Genomic DNA, 18,940 nt, shown 5'->3' on the forward strand with positions numbered 1-18,940 from the left:
TAAAGCTTACCTCCTAATTAGCCATGCACAGCAGGTTTTTATAACGCTAGCAATATCCATTGATGTGAAGCACTGATTGTTAAGCATAAAAAAGCTCGAACTACATTTCTGCAGTTCAAGCTAAAAAACTTCATTTACTTATGATACGGTTCTTCTTGATATCTTAAGAGAGGATTAAGAAGGTAATATACTTTCTAAACAATCATCGCAAATTTTATATGCTTTTGGTTTTTTACTTACCATCTCAACATAGCCCTCTTGCTCTAAATAAGCCATCACTCTATTAACAATATGTCTAGTTTTATTTGACAATTCCATCAATTTTTGCACAGAAAAAATTTCTTGTTCATGTACAAATACATTAATACTAATCATAAAATATAATAATTCACTTTCTTCTTTAAGGTTTTCCCATATATCTTTATTAATATACTCATTAATACGCTCATGCTTCATTAAATTTAGCTCAAGATCTTCAATAATTCCTTTTTGTCCAGTCGAAAGCAATTCTAGCATATTAATTAAATAGAAAGTCATCTCTCCTTGATTCAAAGGTGATGGTATTTCCTCTAATGCCTTGTAATATTTCGATTTATCTTTATTCACTGCATAAGAAAAAGTTATAGCTGAATATTTTTCTAAGTACCTTGATAAATAACTCCCGACAATTAAACGACCTGTTCGACCATTACCATCATAGAAAGGATGAATATATTCATAATAATAATGACCTACCATATAACGATACAATGCAGGATGAGACTCATTTTGTAAGTAATTTAATAATGCTCCCAACGCTTCAATAATTCTTTCTTCAGTACTTACACCAATATGAGTGGTAACATTACCATCATTTACTTCAACATATCCTTTTCTAAACAGTTCTCCATCTGGAATATCTTCTGTTTTAATTTCATCTGCTACTAAGCTGTCGTATAAAGTTCTAAAACCTTGAACATTTTCAAATGATTTGATTTGTTCTATATAACGATACATTTTCATCAGACCTACAAAGCGCTTATTTTTAGGTTCCGACTGTCCTAATTCACTAAGTGCTTCTTTTAGTTCTTTTTTTGTACTACGAATTCCCTCAATTTCATTATTACTTTGTGCCTCATTAATAATTAACTTATTGAAATAAGGTTCTACTACAAAAACAGGAAGTTTACTAATGAGTGTGGATATTTTAGAACTGTTTAATAAAACTTCGCTATTTAAGTCCATTAAATCATGGGTATTTACATAGAATAATTCAAATGAATCGTTTGTAAGATGCCCTTTTCGGAAACCACGAATCATTAATGATGTTGAATAGCTACCGTAACTATTTTTCCTTTTAGTCACCTCATTATTATAAGAAACAGCACCCAATTTGTAATAAAGTTTAGTTAACTTCTCATAACTCATAAAATCACCTCTCTATTTTTAAAAATTAGATTTTTTTTAAATTATAGAGTCATTGTAACCTTTTTTCAATTAAAATATTCTAAATTTCTATAAAAATTTCCTCCAAAGTAAATTAATAATTTAGAACGACTTAGCACCTCATTTACTTATGGAAGGGTTCATCGAAACTAATACTAAAGTGTATTACTTCTTTTACATCGAAAGAAAACCTGCAATTGACAGTCCACCTAATGTTAATGAAGGATATCATTAAATAAAAATCTATAACAAACGTAACAAGTGATACGACAATCAATTCAATATATATTTTCTCTAGACTCTTGAATTTTTGAACGATATTAACAAAATAGATAGGTTCCCATTAGGAGATCAGCGTCACGTGATGAAATAATCCACCCGAGCCGTCAAAAACTAAAGGGTGGAATATTTTTTTGTGACATTTGATAGGCCAGAGCAATCACTGCTACGGTAAAAGTAGAAAAACTAATCATGATCACCAGCGCCTCAGTTATAGTCACTTCGCAGCACCCTCTTCCGTCAGGTAATATACCATGACCGGATCAAATTCTTCAATTATAGTTTAAGGTTTCTAGACTAGACCATTCTGAATGTTGCTTATGCGTACATCTGAAATGTACCGAACTTACGGCCCATCAATATACATAATATAAAACTGATGGAAACTATTTAAACGTCTTTTCAGAAATAGTTCACGGCTTATGCTTTATAATCTTTGTTCAAAGTTCTTTAGATAGTCTCTTAGTATGCCTATCTTCTCCTGGTTGGTTACAAATCCCTCATCTGAGTCTTCGTCATATTGGATAGTCACGTTGGGTGAATGGCTGTACCAACCATTGAATCCAATATGGTCAGCGACCGAAAATAAAATACGCGCAATTTCTGTTTCCCCACCTTCAACATCTAAGTCAATACTTTCAATCAATGATTCAATCGCTTTGAAAAGGATTTCATTATGACCTTTTTCGGTTGAAGTGATGGCTATTTCAATTTTATTTTCTCCTGATTCAATGTTACCTCTTGTTATTTGTAATTTATGATCCATTTCTTTGCCGCCTCTCGATTGTTGGTTAGATTCTTAATTAACATTATTTTTTGACTTGGAATTGATTTAATTTATACATACCGAAAAGTATTACTACCGTTAAAGTACCTGTAGACGCTGCACCGACAAATGCTTGTCCTTTTGATAGTGATTTAAAAAATTGAACAAAACTGTTACCCGTAGACCCTTCATTCAAAATTAATGGAACTAAATTTATTATTGTTAAGCCAGTTATTGAAACGGCTAGTAAACATACAATATATAGTTTCACTTTTCCCATTTTCAAAACCTCGTTTATTTAAGTTGATGTTTGAGTAGCATAGGTTCTCTAGTTTTGTTCTCGTTCAAAATTTTCACGTAAGACATCTTCAATATATTCGCTTATTGTTTTGTCCTGTTGTTTAGATATGTCGTGCAATGTCTCCCATATAGTATTTGGGAGGTCAACTGTATTACGCCTGTAACCACTTATAAGGTTACATTCCCCGTCCATTAGTTCTACATTACCAAGTGCAAGGAACGACGTGATAAGGCATTCTGTAATCGTTTCTGGGACTGGTATAGGTAATACCGTCAATCCGCTTTTAATAGATAGTGCAATATCTGTTTCACGCTCTCGCAAACGGATGTTTTCGATCCCCCACACTTGATAGACAAAATCGAGGAAGTCAAAAGACTCAACCAAATCTTTCGGCAGTACAAAATCTGTGTATGCCGCTGCACGTCTATTCGATTGATGGATTGGATACGCCGCCTCATACTTGAATTTATTAATCGCTTCCCTATAAGGAATCCAGGTGCGGGATTGTAGGAAGAATCCCCATTCTAGATTGTCATTCCGCAACACCCGCATATCCTGTCCGTTAGGAGCAAGAAAGCGTTGATAAAGGGAAATGTCATGCTTTGAATCGTAAAATTCTACCCTTGTACCACGAACGGGCATCGTCCGTACAACTTCTTCTTGAATTCGAACGGCCATCTCTTCTGAAATCGAGTACCCTTTGCCTTCGTCGCCTAGCAGTATTTCATCGACTGGGAGGTAGTTATCTCTGATGATGGTGTAGATCCTTGTTACGGATACGCCTAATCGTTTAGCAAGCTCAGAAGGACGTAATCCCGTAGGTTTGTTCCGACTCCGTTCTTCTGCAAGGGCGTCTACTTCCTCCTTCTGATACCTAGCTTCACGAGTCAACCGATGCGGGTCCGCAATTTTAATGATTTTCTTTTGTTTTGCGTAGTGATAAACTGTGGGTTTCGAAACTGCAAGTATGTCAGCTACTTCTTGTCTTGTGTACCAGGCATTCAATAAAAACACTCCTTCTATAGTTCTATTTGAAGCCGTTTTGTTATTCCTTGAACCATCTATCAGTCGCGTAGTTCTCGATAGACCAAATCCCTATGCCCTTCTACTTCGCCTTTTCCTGAGCCTTCTCATATGTATCCAAGTAAGGCCTCCCTTGGGGAAAGTGAAAAAGCATCGTACCTCTACTTTAGAGAAGCTATTAGGATCCTTAGGGTCTTGTGTTAGTAAAGTAGTTCCATTTATAGCCTCCATAATAATATCCATTTTAACATCTGGATATCGTGCATATTGAAACTGTGAGGCATTAGTTGCAGGATAGTTATATTGTATTACCATTCGAATATTGCATGTGACGGTAAAAGGTATGGCAATACCAAAAGTTCGCATATTTAACGAATGGTACATTACTCTAGACCCCTGATCTCTTGTTCTAATTTCACTTGAGAGAGCTCTAGGAGATAAAGTAGGGTCAACACCAGGCTCTAAATCCTCTGCAGGAGTTAATGCAAGTCTTTCAGTATAATCTTTATACTGCGCCGTAGTACTGGAACTGTTCTCTTTACTGCCTCGCTTAATAAGACTAAATCAAAAGGTTGAATAATAGAATCATTACATACTACACTATTTGATATTATTAGCAATTTCTTTTTTAAAAAGGTAGAATTCACAATGATTCATTTCCCCCCCCTTAACTTGATGCAAAAGTCGATGATACGCTTTCAGAACCATTTTGTTACCTAGTTACGGACCCAGATTTTTGTTCTAAGTTAAATTTCATCATAAAAAAACTACACCTACAATTGTTAGAGGGTGTCTAACAATTGGGGTACAGTTCAAATAGAGGCGGCCTGTTTTTTTTGTTTGCAGCATTTAATAATAATTCCTGATATTATTCTTCAAAATTTGAGCTTTATAATATAGTTATTAATCACTTAGCATTATCCAATATCTCTTCTATAGCCCCTGCCTTTAAAGACTCATAGAAATTATCATCTGCAGTCGTTAGCATAATAGTTAGATTTCTGTCAGGGTCATACTTAGCCATTAAAATTTGGGAAGTATCTTTCGAGTAAAAATATCGAATGCTATTGCTATTGTACTTATCTATTTTATAACTCTGATTAACATATTTATCGTTGTTATGAATAAATAAATTATCGTAATACTCAACATCTAATTCTTCAACCATTACAAATATTAATTTTTCTCGGTAAAAATGAAAGCTCGAATTACTATATTCCAGAATAGAATCAGCCCCAGTAACATTTACTTCAGAGTCAAAAATCTCTTTAAATTCTTTACCCATTTTTTCTATAACTCTTGATTTCGAGTCATTTAATGTAACTCCATAAATATAATAAAATCCATTTTCTTCAGTGAAAATCTCGTTTTCCGGTAATTCTTCTTCGATTTCCTTTATATCTTTAAAATTACTATCGACAGATTGACAACCAGATACAATCAACATAAACAAAATTAAAACTAGTCCAAATCGTGATGCAAATATACTCATATCCTTCTTCCTCCATTTAATTCGCTCTTTATGTTCACGATAGTATTCCTTTTTAAATCAAGAATAAATTCAGGAGCTTCAGCCACTACCATTGTATATATACCACTAAAAGTTTATGCAATAAACTTAACTCATGATTACGTCTAAAAAATGAAAAAGAGAAGAGGTTTCCGATGACGCTTCAGTTCCCTTTTTTCTAAATATAATTATTACTGCTTTTTTTTGTAATGTCCAAAGGAATTCGGGGAGAGACAGATGTCAAGTGGTTTACGAAGCTGTGACGACTTAGGCTGTAGGATTATTGGTTTCTTTGATAATCCTGAGTTACGGGTTCTAACAAAACAAATTTCAAAGGCCAACCGAACGGAAACATTTTATTGATTTCATAGAAAATCCTTCCCACTTCGAAGGTGAGTATGATTGCTCCATAATTTTCCGTAGTAATGTTCTATCTCACGATTCATAAAATATTGGTCGAAATAAGGAGTTCCTCCCCACTATCCGATTTGGAGAGGTGGCCCCTATTTTGGCGTTTTCAACCTTTTTTACTTAAACTCTGCATAGGGTTCTGGATACCCAATTTCAATTCTCTCTTGTGGACTCATAAGTGCCAACTCCTCCAAAGAATAAAAGAAAGGCTTTTCTGGTTTTAAATCATCAATTTCGTCTAGATTATGTTCCATAATTTCTCCTTCACTAACTAAAGAAGGAGGAACAACATCAAGATCATACCAAGTTCTTGGGTTGTAAGCAGTAGAACTTGTGCAGGCTGAAGTTGAACAATTTCTTGTTTCTAAATGTAAATGAACAGCTGTAGATGACCCAGTAGTACCCATTGTTCCAACTTTTGTATTACCAGTAACAGCTTGTCCATTAGTAACACTTATAGATGTTAAATGGGCATATCTACTTTGAACATTTACATATTTCATTTGGTTATTTCCAACGTGGTTAATATAAACTACATTTCCATAGGTTGTGTGCCATCCTGCATTGCTTACTACTCCGTTGTGAATTGCTCTAACAGTATCTCCGGCAACCCCCGCAGTTTTCCCTCCAATATCCAGGCCCTCGTGAAGTTTAGTTACGCCGTTGAGAGTCCGCATTCCAAATTCTGATGTAACTCTGGTTGAATCAGTTGGCCAATAGAGTGTTGCAGCCAATGCAAATGCAGCAAATGAGAAGAATAGAGTTAATCCTAGTATACCGCTAAATAACTTCTTCATAATTTCCCCCTTAGTTTTATATTTAGTATTAATGGAAATATAAGTAATCCCCCCTTATTCAAAATATAACACTAGTGTGAAATTTTTACAATATAAAAATTAATTATTCCGATTTCAATAACCCGAAATTCCGTTTGAAACTAGTGTTCTTACAAAAAAACGGATTGATTTAATTCCGAAAATCACAGCAACTCTTACAATCGTAAATAAACAAAAAAGGGGAGTTAATTCAACATTACCGCAATTACCTATTCTATAGAAATTATATAAATTATTTCCAAAATATCGTTTCAATCGCCGAATGTGTTTGTTCAGTGACTCCTTATAGACTCTCAGTTCATCACCTATTGCCCTTGGCGTTCTTTATGCATGGAAATATACATCGTTGAAATAACGGGCTTTCTGGCGAACGGCAGGCATGTCTAAATGAATAATCATGCAGATTCAGCTCAACGAGAACGGAAAACCTTCCCCGGAAAGTTATAAGGAGGGTTTCTATTGTGATTTTAGCATCTCTTTGATGGTCGGTTATTTCCCGCTGGTACTTTCCGATAATCTTCCTTTGGGCCAAATAAAGAAGAGTAACATTTTAGCCACTCTTTCAATGCACATTTTTCAATTAAGTTAATTTTAAATCTGAAAAAGTAATGAGCATAAGTAGTGTAGTCACTAAAATCCCCAAAATTACATAAGTAAAGACTTTCATTTTTCACACCTTTTTTTATTTCTATCGTTAATTCCAAGGGCGATAATACTAATCTTCACACTGTAGTATCGGGTAGGAAAGCAGAGTCTTACTTCACCTTAAATAAAATGGATGTGTGCTCTTTGTTCGATTACATTTTAGTCTAATTCACTAATGTCATCAACAATATAGACAGTTTCTGTCTCGCTGTTATTAAATTCCTCTTCTAATTGATAGTGTGGCGAAATAATGCTTGCTCCTTCCTTCTCTAAATAGCTGTACATAATGAGTTTTAAATCCCGTTTATCCAGTGAAGATGTAGCAAATGACGGTAAAAGGCCAGCCTCAATAAGATTGTTTAGATGGTAAGGAACCATGCTTGATGAACTCTGTGGATTACCAAAAAAATCGTGAATTTTTTGAATATCGTATCGATAAGAGTCAAACTTTTTTAAACCGTAGTAATGAGGCGATGGATAGATACTTAAATCAATGATTCTCATATTTTGTAGGTTCATATAAATTTCGAGAATGGATGGTTCTATTTTTTCGAGAAATCTACTGTACAAATTAATATCTGAAGTGAAGTCCATTGGTGCTGTGTAAAGGTCTAATAACTCCTCGATGTCGTATCTATATCCATAATCACCGTAACGTTTTTCATTTTCAACTTTTAATATATTAAGTTGTTCAAGAGGATCTTCATTCGCCGGAATTAATTTTTTAGACCAAATAACATTGAATTCTAATTGCTGCCTTTTGATTTCTCTAGTAATTTCGTCAATATATTCGTATCGTATCTTCGCATACTCTATTATCTCGTTAAAGTATATAGTTAATTCTTTGTCACTTTCCTCTGGATCGTTACTATATAGATAAACACTAAAATCGCCTCTACCATGACTGCTAGACCAAGAAGCAAAGTATTTTTTGTCAGAAATCACTCCGTCATAACTATCTAAATTTACTGGATGAACACCAAAAGCAGCCCTTATATGGGTGAAATATTGGTCATCAGAAATGCTTTTTTTAAATACAGTCTTGTCGTTACATAATGGGTAATTCTTTTTGTTGTAAAGTGCCCTGTATAATTGTTGGACTGCTTCTGTAAGTAAATCAATAGTACATACGAATTGAAGTACGTTTAGAGATTTAGCGTCATCATCCTTTTTGTGAAGATCGACGGAGGGCAAGCCGTAAACAACTATATGCAGCCAATCCCTCGCGGAGAAAAGCACACTTATTTTCTTCTTCCCATAAAAATTACTGTATTTATGTATTAAGAAGTCACTATGTTCATGGATAGCCAGTTTTAAACGCTCTAGGACAGTTGAATCTAAGAAATCGATTTCCAATATAACCACACTCCTTTGTTATCAATCCCCATTGAATTAGAAAAATGCCCTACTCCGAATTGAAGTAAAGCACTCTTTAGTCCAAAACAGTAGGTATAAAACCACCTTTTAGTTTTCACTATTCACTTTATCCAAACATAGATCAATTAATGCTATCATGCAATAGAACAATTAATCTAATTGTTTCATAGAACCAATTTGAATTTTATTAACCTCAAAGTGTCGGATTTGATATTTATTACCGATATCAGTAATTTTTATAAATTCACTATCCAGAAGAAAATCAAACTCTGCGGTTCCAGCAGCCATATTTGTAACCAACGTTTGAGCCGATACCTTTTTATTTTTAGGGTCATAGAACGTTTTTATTTTTTCAAATGCGATTTGACAGCGAACAACAATACTCTATATTTAATTGGGATAAATAATGGGATAAGAACGAGGAGAAATACGGAGATGATATCTAAAAAACACCAGGAACTGTTCCTGGTGTTATCATCATATAGCCTTACTAATTTAACTATCCAACGCTCACAAGGCATCCTATCATGGTCTTGTCGGACAACTATGATGTGGACTAGGGATAATATTTTTGCGCACAACTGAATAGGATGAGAGCTATTGGACATGCTGTTAAGGCACTCATTTTTAACATAAAGAGAATTTTTAAAAATATGGATAAATCTAAAGAGAGTTAAAAGTTTTAGACATCTTACTGTTTCGGTGAGTTGGAGTTAATTTCCGGACATAATTGATTAATTTTAGGAGTTAAGAAATAATCTATCGTATTTAACCCGTAAAATTTATGTTAATGTCGACTTTTTTAAATATATAACTTGAGTTCGGAAACTTATAGTGTTAATATGATAATATCAAAGTTTAGATAAGGGTGTCACAAGTTTAGAATTCTTGAAAACTTCTAAATAAGTTTACTTAGTTTCTTTAAAATTCACAGACATATTATAACTCATATAAGAATAAGCTTTTAGTCAATAAAAAAACTCCCCGTCGCCACGAGGAGTTTGATTGGTATCGCTGCGCAAACAGCTTTCAACCAATTCTCACTTTATATCTGTATCCCTATCTTTAATTTTTTGCACGGCTTTTTCTGCTGCTTTTTCCGCTACATTTTCTAAATCCTGAGTCTTTTGTTCGTCCAATTTTAACTTTCGTTCAGCATTCGAGTGCTGGACATTTTTAATTGCGATTGATGCCAATAAAATAAAAAGTGCTATCGAACCATAAATAGCCATCTGCATCAAAGACCCGTCTGACATTAAATGCTTTCCTGCTGCTGCCAACACTGCTTGATTTTCATCTTTTGATAAAAAAAGCGTAAAGTTGTAAAGTGCTGATAGGAAAAATGCGGTTGGTACTGCTATTGCCCATTTAAATCCACGATTAACTACTGCCCTCATTGTTTCTCACCTCTTTGACCACTACCCTACTATGAGATGAAGGGATTTGTCCTTTATTTACTTTTTTCCCAATTATTGCATCCACCTTTCTGAGTTTCGCTCTTTCTTATCTATATTCACGGGATTTCTCCACCTAATTAGAAGACTTGTCCTAATCTGCGCAAATCTAAAACATATTTTCATATTTTTTAGATACACTTAAACAATTTTACACCATCTGCTAGGCAGATAGCAAGCGGTAACTATCGTCCTACTAAAAAAGTAGAAAAATCGATATAATCGTCATTATATCTACCAATATCGACAATATAAAACAGTCAAGTTACTATTTTGATTGCTTTTTTTGTGTTTGAACATATTATATCCACCTTTATCACAATCTATTCAACTTTTCATCTTCTATTATACTAATTTTTCTTCTTTTTTTCCTATCATTATCGCAAGACCAAACGACAACATCCCACCAAGACTGTAAACTCTTACTTCTTCCCAAAATCCATAATAACTACATTGTATTGTGATTATGACGCTCAAAATACCCATTAAAATCGCTGGATAAAAGTACTTATTTGTATTGATGATATCATTCAACATTGCCCCCCCCGAATCTACACTAATTATACCTCACAAAGAGAGATAATTAGTTTCTCTGTTTTCCATTTTAAAAATAAATTTTGTTGTTATCGAATTGTCGAGTGTAAACTGTCGAACCACATTTTTAATTTAAAAAAATGAGTCTATTTTGGACGTCTATCTAGTCATTAGTGACCTTACATACACTTAAGTCGTTCCTAAATGCGTCAGAGAGTTTCTCTCATACACCTTTTTCCCCTCCCCTTTATTTGTTATACACAGCTTCCCGCAAAAATATTCCTTAAATCTACAATTATTATCTCGGTTGCATTTCTTTAAAACAAAAACACTGACGACCTGGCGTGCCTTTGCGGGAGATGTATTGCTTTAGGCTCTGCTGAATCTGCCCTTATCCGTTCTCTTTAGACTCTGAACTCTTCTAATTCATCCGCTGTTTTATCATCCGTCATATGAATCTTCGAATCCAAAGTCTTGTCCATCCCTTTTCCCATTTTTCTATTCATCATACCGAAATATCCCAATCCTATTGCTTTTAGCAAACAATACCTCGTATTGCAGGCCTGGCAAAACCTTTACAACCCGCCCATTCGACCCCTCATACGATTTGAGATAGTAATAATCCTCAACATCTTTCCCCTCTACATTCACAACGACAAACACGGTATCCCCAACAGCAAATACTCCTTTCTTTGGCACCGCATCAAAAATAGCAAGTTGCTGCACCAAGGCGATCACTCCTTCGTTTTTTCTTCCTTCACCCTGCTTCGATTGCACGAGTAACAAAAATTCAGGCCAGTATGGTTCGAGACTGGCCTGTACAAAGTCTTGCAACTCCTGCCACACTTAGGACATTCTTGCTTGTCGTATTTCACTCGTTTCCCTCCTTCACAAATCTCTGTGCATACCGAAAATGCTGCCAAACATACGGATCATCATGATTCCCACCACCGGCCAACCAATCCGTAATACATGCATTTTTATCTCGCAACGCTTCCAGCGGGATACGGTCCGCTACTTTCGTTATTTCATTTATTGGATTCATTTGTTGCTCGTTTTCACTTCTGCTAATTTCCTAGACATTATCACAGCTTTATTTTGGACCATCGCTACAATTAATCCTTTATTTTTATTAGATTTACAAGTTTTTAATTATTAAAGTATTCAACTTGAATACTTCAGTAACCCCTGCGGCAAACAGCTACTAGACAACGATATATCCTTAAGCTATCGTTATATATATAGAACGGTGGTGATTGAAAATGGAAGAACTTCGAGCGAAAAAAATCATTAATTTGCTTCATAAAAAAAGCCAGTTGAATCCAGTTAGAAGTGGTCTCGATTTCAGATCTCCTTATGTTCAAAACATCATCGAAAAGTTTAATAATAATGAATACATCGTAGGTCCGAAGAATTTATAATGATCGCCACATTCCATGCTTCGGGGCTTTAAGACAGCCCCGATTTCTTTTTGTTGTCATTGCGTATTATGGTCGTACTGTGTATCACTCACCGCCTCTTAGTTCGATACCAAGATTGAAGGTTTCGTTTACCTCGCTGTTATAGACTTTCAACTCTACAATCCCTTTGTTTGTATTCATCCTGGTTGCGAATATAGTCAATGTGTACTCTCATCCCTTTTTTAGTTGCTTTATTCCTCTTTCGCGGCTTTTGATTATTATTCAGCATGTGCATCTATAAATAAACTTTAGCCTTTGAATACTTCTCTTTATCAAAACTTATGTTCATGTCCGGATAAATGACCTCTCCGCTAACGAGCGTTAAATAATTCTCCATTTCCGTTCCTCCTTTTTGCTATTCTATGTGTCCTTCACGACTTTATTTAATCTTTAACTCTCCACTCATCCAACGACATTTCAAGTGCGTCTGCAATCTTGCACACTACTTGAAATGTAGGATTCGTATTCGAGCTATTTTCGATATTTCGCAAAGTTGACTAAGCAATCCCAGTCATTTTTAAGACCCTGTATCGCGAAATTCCTTTAGATTCACATTTCCGCCTAATACACAACATAGAGTGCACCCGCCCCTTGCACACCACTACATATGGTGTTATATTGTATGAAAGGAATATTCGTTCCCACAATTCTGAAAGGGGTGAAAATATGACTAACAAAAAACAAACTTCTAAGAGTGTTGCAAGTATCGCTAGTAAGATTCTAAGAGACGGACGTTACAGCGATGCTTCAAAATCGGTAGCAGCTTCAGCACTTTCTCAAACGAAAAAGAAATGAAAATCAAGGCATTCTTCAGGGCGACAGGTCACCATAGAAGTCTTAAATGTATTACTACTCATTAGGAAAGGACGGGATTATATGCAATTTGAAGGAGCGGTTATTAAAGAGCAGGGACAAACCTTTGCAGTAGTTATAGTTAAACCGCATGTATTACAATCGTCTGCTACGTGTGAGAATACGCGTAATGGCTTTTCACGCCATTTTCCTGGTATGCCAATTATTTTGATGGCACAAAATTCAAGAGGTGTACCAACTTACCATGGAAGAACGGACATTGCTAAGTTCTTAGCTAAACTTCATCCGAGTCAAATTCCTTGGAAACGCTATACAGTTTAACGGATTCTGGAACTGCGTCTTTTACATTTACTGCGGGTGCACTTTTTAGAATCTCTTCAATTTCTTTTGGATCTATCCGTATTCCATCAAGTTGGATGTTGGTCGTCGTTCTAGCGGCGACCAAAGCTTTTAACTCCGCACTTTCCTTGACAACTTTTTGTTCAGCCATTTTTCTCACCCGGCTTCCTCATCTTCATTTACGATTCCGATCAAGCACTAAGTGTGTCATATATAAACGGGCGTTTCCGGTAAAACATCTAAATCGAAACCTGATTCAATAAACTTAGTTGTTAGTTCTGGTTTTATAGCATTGCCTACATACATGTAAATACGTTCTATTTCATCACGATTAAAGTCCGTCCCTAGAGAATCGTTAACTATAGCTCTAACACGTTTTTGCCAGTAATTACTTACACCTTTACATGATGGACGTGATAACCATTCAACAACTTTGCATTTTAGGTCTAAAGATGTTTTTACGCTACTTAATCCGAAATATATATTCCAACTAGACACAACAATAAGCACGTTGTTATGGTTAATCAAACACTTCGGGAATGATTCTGAATGTGACCTATCAATTTAACCGATTCAATTTCTGCTTGGTCATCAGATTCTCCCACTAAAATGCACATAGTCACCGTATGTTAGGGTAGGAATAATAGTGTCGACAATTGAGTCGTAATGGTTTGAATCGCAAGCTGCATTATGTACTTCACTTTCATCTGAATTGGTTCCGTTTTTAGTGCAAATTAATTGAGTTTCTTCTATTATAATAGGCATTTTTTATTCCTCCTCGTTTTATGGCCAGCCGATTTGTAATTCAACATGATAGACAACTGCTATCTTGTTTCTGACCTCGACCTCGTATTGTAATTTAAGATGTTCTAATACCTTCAGAACTGTACCCCATTTTTTTAAAAATCCTGCAAAAAGAAATACAATTCCGGATCATGCCGCTCGTTTCAGGTATGGTGATTTGAACACGATCCCCTATTTCTAATGGTGTGTCTATTACTTTTTCTTCAACTTGCGCTATCTCTTTTGTTTACTCTCCTACTTTTTCTTCTCCTTGCTCAAATAGTGAAAGTTGATGTTTATCGTTCACTTTTTTATCCCCCTATATCAAAACTAGTGTAACTACAAAAAAACAACATTTCCTACACGTTAGTGTAATCCGCATAAAACGTAATAGCGAAAATGCAATGCATAAGAATAGCAAACGTAAATAAGAGTTATTCTTTTTATATAAACAAATGGATGATTTTTTTATGTTGTATTGAATATGTGGTAGAATCAATGTGACTTACAAAAGGCGAAGCATGTGTTGAGTTGAAGAATATTAAATTACAATGGTTTATCTGTTAATTTATACAACTGATAAAAGGAGTGTTGTAAACATGTCTTTAGAGATGATGGAAACCGGTAGGTTGCATATGGAACAATTGAAAATGGTATTACAAGACCAACTAACTCTTCCCTCCCTCCAAATTCGTTTGGATGCAGCTGAAAAAAATGGGGAGACACCTTTTCATGATTTTACAGATCCAGAAATGATAAAATGGTTTCTATATGAGCGCCGCCATCTTAACGAAGAGAACGAACGTTCGCGTCGAACTGTTCGGGAGTATGAGCGTGAGCTATTACTCTTCATTGAACAGCTTTTAACATATAGCGTGGCAATTGATATAGATGTTGCCTATATAATAGAAGGTTCTCTGTTTAAATCCCTCCAATCACGTCATTTAAGGCGCTACCAGGAGTGGTTAGCAACCGATAGTCCGTATGTTTTACGTAAAGGAGCGTACTCTGCTGCCACACTTGAACGAAAAACGACCATTATCAAAGCATTTTTCACCTTTTTACACGAAAAGGGTTATATCCAGGAACCTATTCAAAAGGGGCTGCGCATTGCATCAGTACGTAAAGATGACCGCCCTAATCGCGACTTGGGTCCTTTAGATGTAATCACGCTACTCAACACCTTTCGGGACCTTCAACACCCTGTTATGTTTACGATTGTTCATGTATTAACCACAACTGGGATCCGGAATGAAGAGTTTTGTGTGCTGCAGGTGAAGGATTTGAAAGTTGATGCTATCCTGGGTGGCTACTACCTGGAAATATTAGGAAAAGGAAATAAGTTGCGACACGTTCCACTAAAGGAGAAAGTTGTCCGCAGCATACGTATGTTTCGCCATGCCCGAGGGCTTCTTCCAATTGAACAAGCGCTACAGGAGGATCCACTCTTTACAACGAATACCGGTCAGGCCTATTCTCCATCCTACTTATCTCAATATGTAAAAAAACAGATTGCCACAACTGAGCAAGTGATGCTATCGGATAAAACGCTTAAAATAACACCTCACGTGTTCCGTCACGCTTTTGCTATTATATCCAAGTTGAATGGGGTGGATATCTACGATATTATGCGTTCACTAGGGCATGAAAAAATCGAAACAACGATGATTTACTTGGAGAAAGTTTTCGAAAAAGAACGACATGCCATCCACTCATGGAAACCTGAAGTGTTCGGGGACTATATTTAAGAGGACAATAATATCAATTCATGCAAAATACCCTCGCGCAATAACCCCGAAACGGTAGTTTCAGAGTTATTGCGCGAGGGTACTCCTCTTAAGTCGCTGTCTATATAATTAATGCGTCAATTATACCACATCATGTTTAGTGATAAAAGTCTTATATCCATTATTTTTGTATATAATAAGCAAATTGTCATCTCTACTGAAGCTAAACCACACTGGGAGCATCCGGATTGGTTTAGCTTCTTTTTTTCATATTCTCAAACCAATATTCCATGGCGGCAGTTGATAGTATCCACTCTTTGGGGTAGATATTTACGGCGTCATGAGATCATTAGGACATGAGAAAATTGAAACGACAATGAACTATTTGGAGAAGAACTTTGAGAAAGAATGCCATGCGATTCATTCATGGATGCTAGACTTATATGGGAGTTATATCTAATTGACAAAAAAACTCGCGGAACAGGACTAAAACCGTGGTTTTAGTCTTGTTCCGCGAGGGTACTCCTCTTAAATCGCCGTGAATTTACTTTGTGAGTTAACGACACTGATAGCTTCGAAAGTTGAGTAATTAATGTGAAAAGATGTTTTCCAATTCTCTAACCTTGTCGCCATCCATCAAATTAGACACACCAAAAGTTTCCCCTTCGCCATTCTTGTTGATAGCAACATCAAGATCGTTCAATAGTCGCTTCATATATTCGAACGATAATTCCATATCTTCAGGAACAGGCTTCCAGTCCTTAACATAGTCAAGATTGGTCTTGTCTGTATTATTATTGATATGTGCTGTTCGCACAAATTGATTATGACTTATTGCCGCAGCTAAAAGACGCACGTTTGAGAAGTCTTCATCATATCCAACTTCTTCAGGATGAATTTTTTGATACATACTTTCAATAGCTTCTTGCGCTTTTATATAATATACTAGTCCGACATCGTTCCCAGCTTCGTGGAATCGTTCTTCGGGTGGCCGGTTAAATTCTGCCAACGTTTCCGCAACCCATTCTTTCGTTTGCGGTAGAAATTCAGGAAGTTCGTGTGCAGCTACTTCTTCCTTTCCATTATCTTCATCGACCATGACTTTTGAGATTCCTTTGTTATTTATTTCATCTTTTCCACATGCCGCCAGTAATCCGACGACCAAAATGCTAACCATTCCAATTTTGAGCAGTTTCAAGATTGTCCACTCCCTCCTTGGATTTACCTAATCTTACCATTCGCATTTTGTTAGGTCAAACGAAAAAGATGACGCTCCTAATTAGTGAGGCAGAAAAAAAAACAACACCCCGAGGGGTGCCGCCTTTAGATCATCGAGACGCCGCTTTGGTTATTACAAGTGACTAAATGAATCCGTAGTACCTGTAACATTTGTCGCAAGCACGACACACCTAACGCGAAATTCCCTCTTGTCTGCGTAGTTCGTGGTGAACTCGTGGCTTGTTCCGCTTTTTGAAGCCACTCCTGTTCGTGATGCAACATTCATCCAAAGTTGTGCGACTGGATTATATTGTTCCAAATAAATCGTGTATTGGAAACTACAGTTTAAAGTCGAAGTAACACTAGCCGCAATGTAACCAGTTTGTGAACTTGCACAAATTGTTCCTCTTGTCCCGATATCGCATACCCCTGGTATGAATTCTTTACATTTCATAATATAAAACCTCCTGTTGTTGTTTTGCCGGCTTGTACCGGCCTACACTTATATATGTGGGGTGAGATTCATTATTTGTGACGCAAGACAGAAAAACAACACCCCGAAGGGTGCCGCCTTTACATTTTCGAGACGCTGTTTTGGTTATTACAAGTGACCGAATGAAACCGCATGTACGACATAACTAATTCCCTCTTTTCGTATAGGACAGGGCGAACCTAACACTTCAGTTTATTTTAAAGTAATACGACTCTCCTCATCCTAAGTTATTAGCCGAATCAATAATGGCAAAAACACTTTTCATTTTTATGAGTACCGGATGAGAGGTTAAACATTCGTATTTACTGTAGATTGCAGATTCAACTCTTTTAGTTTTGATGCAATTCGGTCTTTAACTAATTTCGCACGCCCCTCGTCTAGGATGCGATGAGGACAATTCTTTCTCTTCCCTTTACTGTTAATCCAATCGTTATGCCATTTCACACGGTCGATACCCCAACCATATTGTTTAAGTACATGAGCAACGTATTCTATTGCATTTTCTTCTGCTTTTATATATTTCAGACCGCCTGATTTGCTGTAACAGATCTCTATGCCGATAGATTTACGGTTCCCCGGACCTGTTACACCGTCGCCTGCATGAAAACCATTTCGCTTAAACGGGATAGCTTGTACAGCGTGCTTGTTATCAATCGCAACATGGTAACTTAATGGTTCCGGGTTACGATGCATGAATGCTATTTCGTTAATTGCAGTCGCATCGTTATAAGTATTGTGAAGAGTGATATATTCCGGCGTCATGCTGTATGGCGCTTTTAGCTTATATAAGGACTCCGGGATGTAATTATTGATGATAGTGTAAGACATATCTCTTTCTCCCCTTATCTCTTCCTCGATATTTCTATTTGACGATATAATTGAATTGATTCGTCAGGAATATTCGTGTTATTCAGTAGTATTTGTAATAGAAAACAATGAGTATGGTATTATTGTTCATAACTAATACTTCCTGGGAGTGAAAAAATGAAAAAGATATATATTGCTTCATTATCTTTATCCTCCATCGTTCTATTGTTTCTTATAATGAAGTTTTTTGGATGGACTGTTGTGATCAATCAATTGGTGTTTGATAAATGGATTGCATTGATCGCCGTCTTTTCCGTTCCTACTTCTGTTTACATGATTTTAAGCAAACTCAAAACTCATTCGGGAACAGTGAAAAAACTTGCTTTATTTTCAGTAATCCTTACATCCCTGTGGTGTTTATGGGCTTTTAAAGTACAGCCTTATTATTTTGCATATGTTGGACAGAATGATATACTTCCACAATCGTATTTGGTCTCTGAGAAAAGGAATTCAAAAACTCCAGAAACGAAATTTGATGTTTTTGATACCAAATACACTATATTTAAATCCGTTACCCCTTTCCTTTTTAAAAAGGAGTCAACAATAGTTAATGAACGTGGCATCATTTTCATGTCAAGAAAAATTGTGAAAACGGTTATTATAGATGGAGATATCTATATAACAAATGGTGGAGGCTTATTGCCTGTTAAATAATAGAGGGCACCAGTAATAGTAAACT

The 18,940-nt window shown here is 36.0% G+C and carries 21 protein-coding genes; 4 read left to right on the plus strand and 17 right to left on the minus strand.

Going from position 1 to position 18,940, the window contains the following annotated elements:
* Positions 1 to 174: 174 nt before the first annotated feature.
* From I2484_RS09865 to I2484_RS09915, 12 genes are all read right to left on the minus strand, one after another.
* Positions 175 to 1,407, minus strand: coding sequence for a Fic family protein (locus tag I2484_RS09865; RefSeq protein WP_207150862.1), 1,233 nt, complete (start codon positions 1,405 to 1,407; stop codon positions 175 to 177).
* Between the two features lie 404 nt (positions 1,408 to 1,811).
* Entirely contained in the window at positions 1,812 to 1,925 is a 114-nt protein-coding gene (locus I2484_RS21975; RefSeq protein ID WP_481886343.1) for a putative holin-like toxin, read from the minus strand.
* Positions 1,926 to 2,131: 206 nt separating this feature from the next.
* Entirely contained in the window at positions 2,132 to 2,470 is a 339-nt protein-coding gene (locus I2484_RS09870; RefSeq protein ID WP_207150863.1) for a hypothetical protein, read from the minus strand.
* 43 nt (positions 2,471 to 2,513) lie between these two features.
* A complete protein-coding gene (locus I2484_RS09875; protein WP_207150864.1) occupies positions 2,514 to 2,750 on the minus strand; it encodes a hypothetical protein in 237 nt (78 codons plus the stop codon).
* Positions 2,751 to 2,798: 48 nt separating this feature from the next.
* Positions 2,799 to 3,776 (minus strand): helix-turn-helix domain-containing protein, encoded by a 978-nt coding sequence (locus tag I2484_RS09880; RefSeq protein ID WP_207150865.1) that lies wholly within the window; start codon positions 3,774 to 3,776, stop codon positions 2,799 to 2,801.
* Positions 3,777 to 4,701: 925 nt separating this feature from the next.
* Positions 4,702 to 5,286, minus strand: coding sequence for a hypothetical protein (locus tag I2484_RS09885; RefSeq protein ID WP_207150866.1), 585 nt, complete (start codon positions 5,284 to 5,286; stop codon positions 4,702 to 4,704).
* Positions 5,287 to 5,831: 545 nt separating this feature from the next.
* Positions 5,832 to 6,512 (minus strand): M23 family metallopeptidase, encoded by a 681-nt coding sequence (locus I2484_RS09890; protein ID WP_207150867.1) that lies wholly within the window; start codon positions 6,510 to 6,512, stop codon positions 5,832 to 5,834.
* An 843-nt stretch (positions 6,513 to 7,355) separates the two neighbouring features.
* On the minus strand, positions 7,356 to 8,552 hold the full coding sequence (locus tag I2484_RS09895; protein WP_207150868.1) for a hypothetical protein: 1,197 nt from the start codon (positions 8,550 to 8,552) through the stop codon (positions 7,356 to 7,358).
* 1,061 nt (positions 8,553 to 9,613) lie between these two features.
* Positions 9,614 to 9,970 (minus strand): hypothetical protein, encoded by a 357-nt coding sequence (locus tag I2484_RS09900; protein ID WP_207150869.1) that lies wholly within the window; start codon positions 9,968 to 9,970, stop codon positions 9,614 to 9,616.
* A gap of 402 nt (positions 9,971 to 10,372) precedes the next feature.
* Positions 10,373 to 10,561: a hypothetical protein gene (locus I2484_RS09905; RefSeq protein ID WP_207150870.1), complete on the minus strand. Its 189-nt coding sequence runs from the start codon at positions 10,559 to 10,561 to the stop codon at positions 10,373 to 10,375.
* 498 nt (positions 10,562 to 11,059) lie between these two features.
* Positions 11,060 to 11,395, minus strand: a complete 336-nt coding sequence (locus tag I2484_RS09910; protein WP_207150871.1) for a hypothetical protein — start codon at positions 11,393 to 11,395, stop codon at positions 11,060 to 11,062.
* 37 nt (positions 11,396 to 11,432) lie between these two features.
* Positions 11,433 to 11,606 (minus strand): DUF6877 family protein, encoded by a 174-nt coding sequence (locus I2484_RS09915; RefSeq protein WP_207150872.1) that lies wholly within the window; start codon positions 11,604 to 11,606, stop codon positions 11,433 to 11,435.
* A gap of 217 nt (positions 11,607 to 11,823) precedes the next feature.
* On the opposite strand from I2484_RS09915, the gene I2484_RS09920 reads away from it, so the two are divergent.
* Positions 11,824 to 11,982, plus strand: a complete 159-nt coding sequence (locus tag I2484_RS09920) for a hypothetical protein (RefSeq protein WP_207150873.1) — start codon at positions 11,824 to 11,826, stop codon at positions 11,980 to 11,982.
* Between the two features lie 422 nt (positions 11,983 to 12,404).
* Here I2484_RS09920 and I2484_RS21980 read toward each other — a convergent pair whose 3' ends face one another.
* Positions 12,405 to 12,512 carry a hypothetical protein gene (locus I2484_RS21980; RefSeq protein WP_481886342.1) on the minus strand — a complete coding sequence of 36 codons (108 nt, stop codon included), beginning with the start codon at positions 12,510 to 12,512 and terminating at the stop codon, positions 12,405 to 12,407.
* Positions 12,513 to 12,687: 175 nt separating this feature from the next.
* Between I2484_RS21980 and I2484_RS21475 the strand changes: the two genes are divergently transcribed.
* On the plus strand, positions 12,688 to 12,816 hold the full coding sequence (locus I2484_RS21475) for a hypothetical protein (protein ID WP_255550421.1): 129 nt from the start codon (positions 12,688 to 12,690) through the stop codon (positions 12,814 to 12,816).
* Between the two features lie 292 nt (positions 12,817 to 13,108).
* On the opposite strand, the gene I2484_RS09925 is transcribed toward I2484_RS21475, so the two are convergent.
* Positions 13,109 to 13,333, minus strand: coding sequence for a hypothetical protein (locus I2484_RS09925; RefSeq protein ID WP_207150874.1), 225 nt, complete (start codon positions 13,331 to 13,333; stop codon positions 13,109 to 13,111).
* Positions 13,334 to 14,555: 1,222 nt separating this feature from the next.
* Between I2484_RS09925 and I2484_RS09930 the strand changes: the two genes are divergently transcribed.
* A complete protein-coding gene (locus tag I2484_RS09930) occupies positions 14,556 to 15,704 on the plus strand; it encodes a tyrosine-type recombinase/integrase (RefSeq protein ID WP_207150875.1) in 1,149 nt (382 codons plus the stop codon).
* A 568-nt stretch (positions 15,705 to 16,272) separates the two neighbouring features.
* Here the strand turns inward: I2484_RS09930 and I2484_RS09935 are convergent.
* From I2484_RS09935 to I2484_RS09945, 3 genes are all read right to left on the minus strand, one after another.
* Positions 16,273 to 16,881: a hypothetical protein gene (locus I2484_RS09935; protein WP_207150876.1), complete on the minus strand. Its 609-nt coding sequence runs from the start codon at positions 16,879 to 16,881 to the stop codon at positions 16,273 to 16,275.
* 153 nt (positions 16,882 to 17,034) lie between these two features.
* On the minus strand, positions 17,035 to 17,355 hold the full coding sequence (locus I2484_RS09940) for a hypothetical protein (protein WP_207150877.1): 321 nt from the start codon (positions 17,353 to 17,355) through the stop codon (positions 17,035 to 17,037).
* A gap of 327 nt (positions 17,356 to 17,682) precedes the next feature.
* A complete protein-coding gene (locus I2484_RS09945) occupies positions 17,683 to 18,222 on the minus strand; it encodes a peptidoglycan recognition protein family protein (protein ID WP_207150878.1) in 540 nt (179 codons plus the stop codon).
* Between the two features lie 156 nt (positions 18,223 to 18,378).
* Between I2484_RS09945 and I2484_RS09950 the strand changes: the two genes are divergently transcribed.
* A complete protein-coding gene (locus tag I2484_RS09950; RefSeq protein WP_207150879.1) occupies positions 18,379 to 18,915 on the plus strand; it encodes a hypothetical protein in 537 nt (178 codons plus the stop codon).
* The last annotated feature ends 25 nt before the right edge of the window (positions 18,916 to 18,940 follow it).

This window comes from Sporosarcina sp. E16_8 (genome assembly GCF_017347095.1).
Lineage (GTDB): Bacteria > Bacillota > Bacilli > Bacillales_A > Planococcaceae > Sporosarcina.

What these genes read in the sequence shown, in the direction of transcription:
- I2484_RS09865 (WP_207150862.1), bottom strand. Translation starts at nt 1,407, where the DNA reads ATGAGTTATGAGAAGTTAACTAAACTTTATTACAAATTGGGTGCTGTT.
- I2484_RS09945 (WP_207150878.1), bottom strand. Translation starts at nt 18,222, where the DNA reads ATGTCTTACACTATCATCAATAATTACATCCCGGAGTCCTTATATAAG.
- I2484_RS09900 (WP_207150869.1), bottom strand. Translation starts at nt 9,970, where the DNA reads ATGAGGGCAGTAGTTAATCGTGGATTTAAATGGGCAATAGCAGTACCA.
- I2484_RS09950 (WP_207150879.1), top strand. Translation starts at nt 18,379, where the DNA reads ATGAAAAAGATATATATTGCTTCATTATCTTTATCCTCCATCGTTCTA.
- I2484_RS09890 (WP_207150867.1), bottom strand. Translation starts at nt 6,512, where the DNA reads ATGAAGAAGTTATTTAGCGGTATACTAGGATTAACTCTATTCTTCTCA.
- I2484_RS09870 (WP_207150863.1), bottom strand. Translation starts at nt 2,470, where the DNA reads ATGGATCATAAATTACAAATAACAAGAGGTAACATTGAATCAGGAGAA.
- I2484_RS09920 (WP_207150873.1), top strand. Translation starts at nt 11,824, where the DNA reads ATGGAAGAACTTCGAGCGAAAAAAATCATTAATTTGCTTCATAAAAAA.
- I2484_RS09875 (WP_207150864.1), bottom strand. Translation starts at nt 2,750, where the DNA reads ATGGGAAAAGTGAAACTATATATTGTATGTTTACTAGCCGTTTCAATA.
- I2484_RS09940 (WP_207150877.1), bottom strand. Translation starts at nt 17,355, where the DNA reads ATGAAATGTAAAGAATTCATACCAGGGGTATGCGATATCGGGACAAGA.
- I2484_RS21475 (WP_255550421.1), top strand. Translation starts at nt 12,688, where the DNA reads ATGACTAACAAAAAACAAACTTCTAAGAGTGTTGCAAGTATCGCTAGT.
- I2484_RS09930 (WP_207150875.1), top strand. Translation starts at nt 14,556, where the DNA reads ATGTCTTTAGAGATGATGGAAACCGGTAGGTTGCATATGGAACAATTG.
- I2484_RS09885 (WP_207150866.1), bottom strand. Translation starts at nt 5,286, where the DNA reads ATGAGTATATTTGCATCACGATTTGGACTAGTTTTAATTTTGTTTATG.
- I2484_RS09915 (WP_207150872.1), bottom strand. Translation starts at nt 11,606, where the DNA reads ATGAATCCAATAAATGAAATAACGAAAGTAGCGGACCGTATCCCGCTG.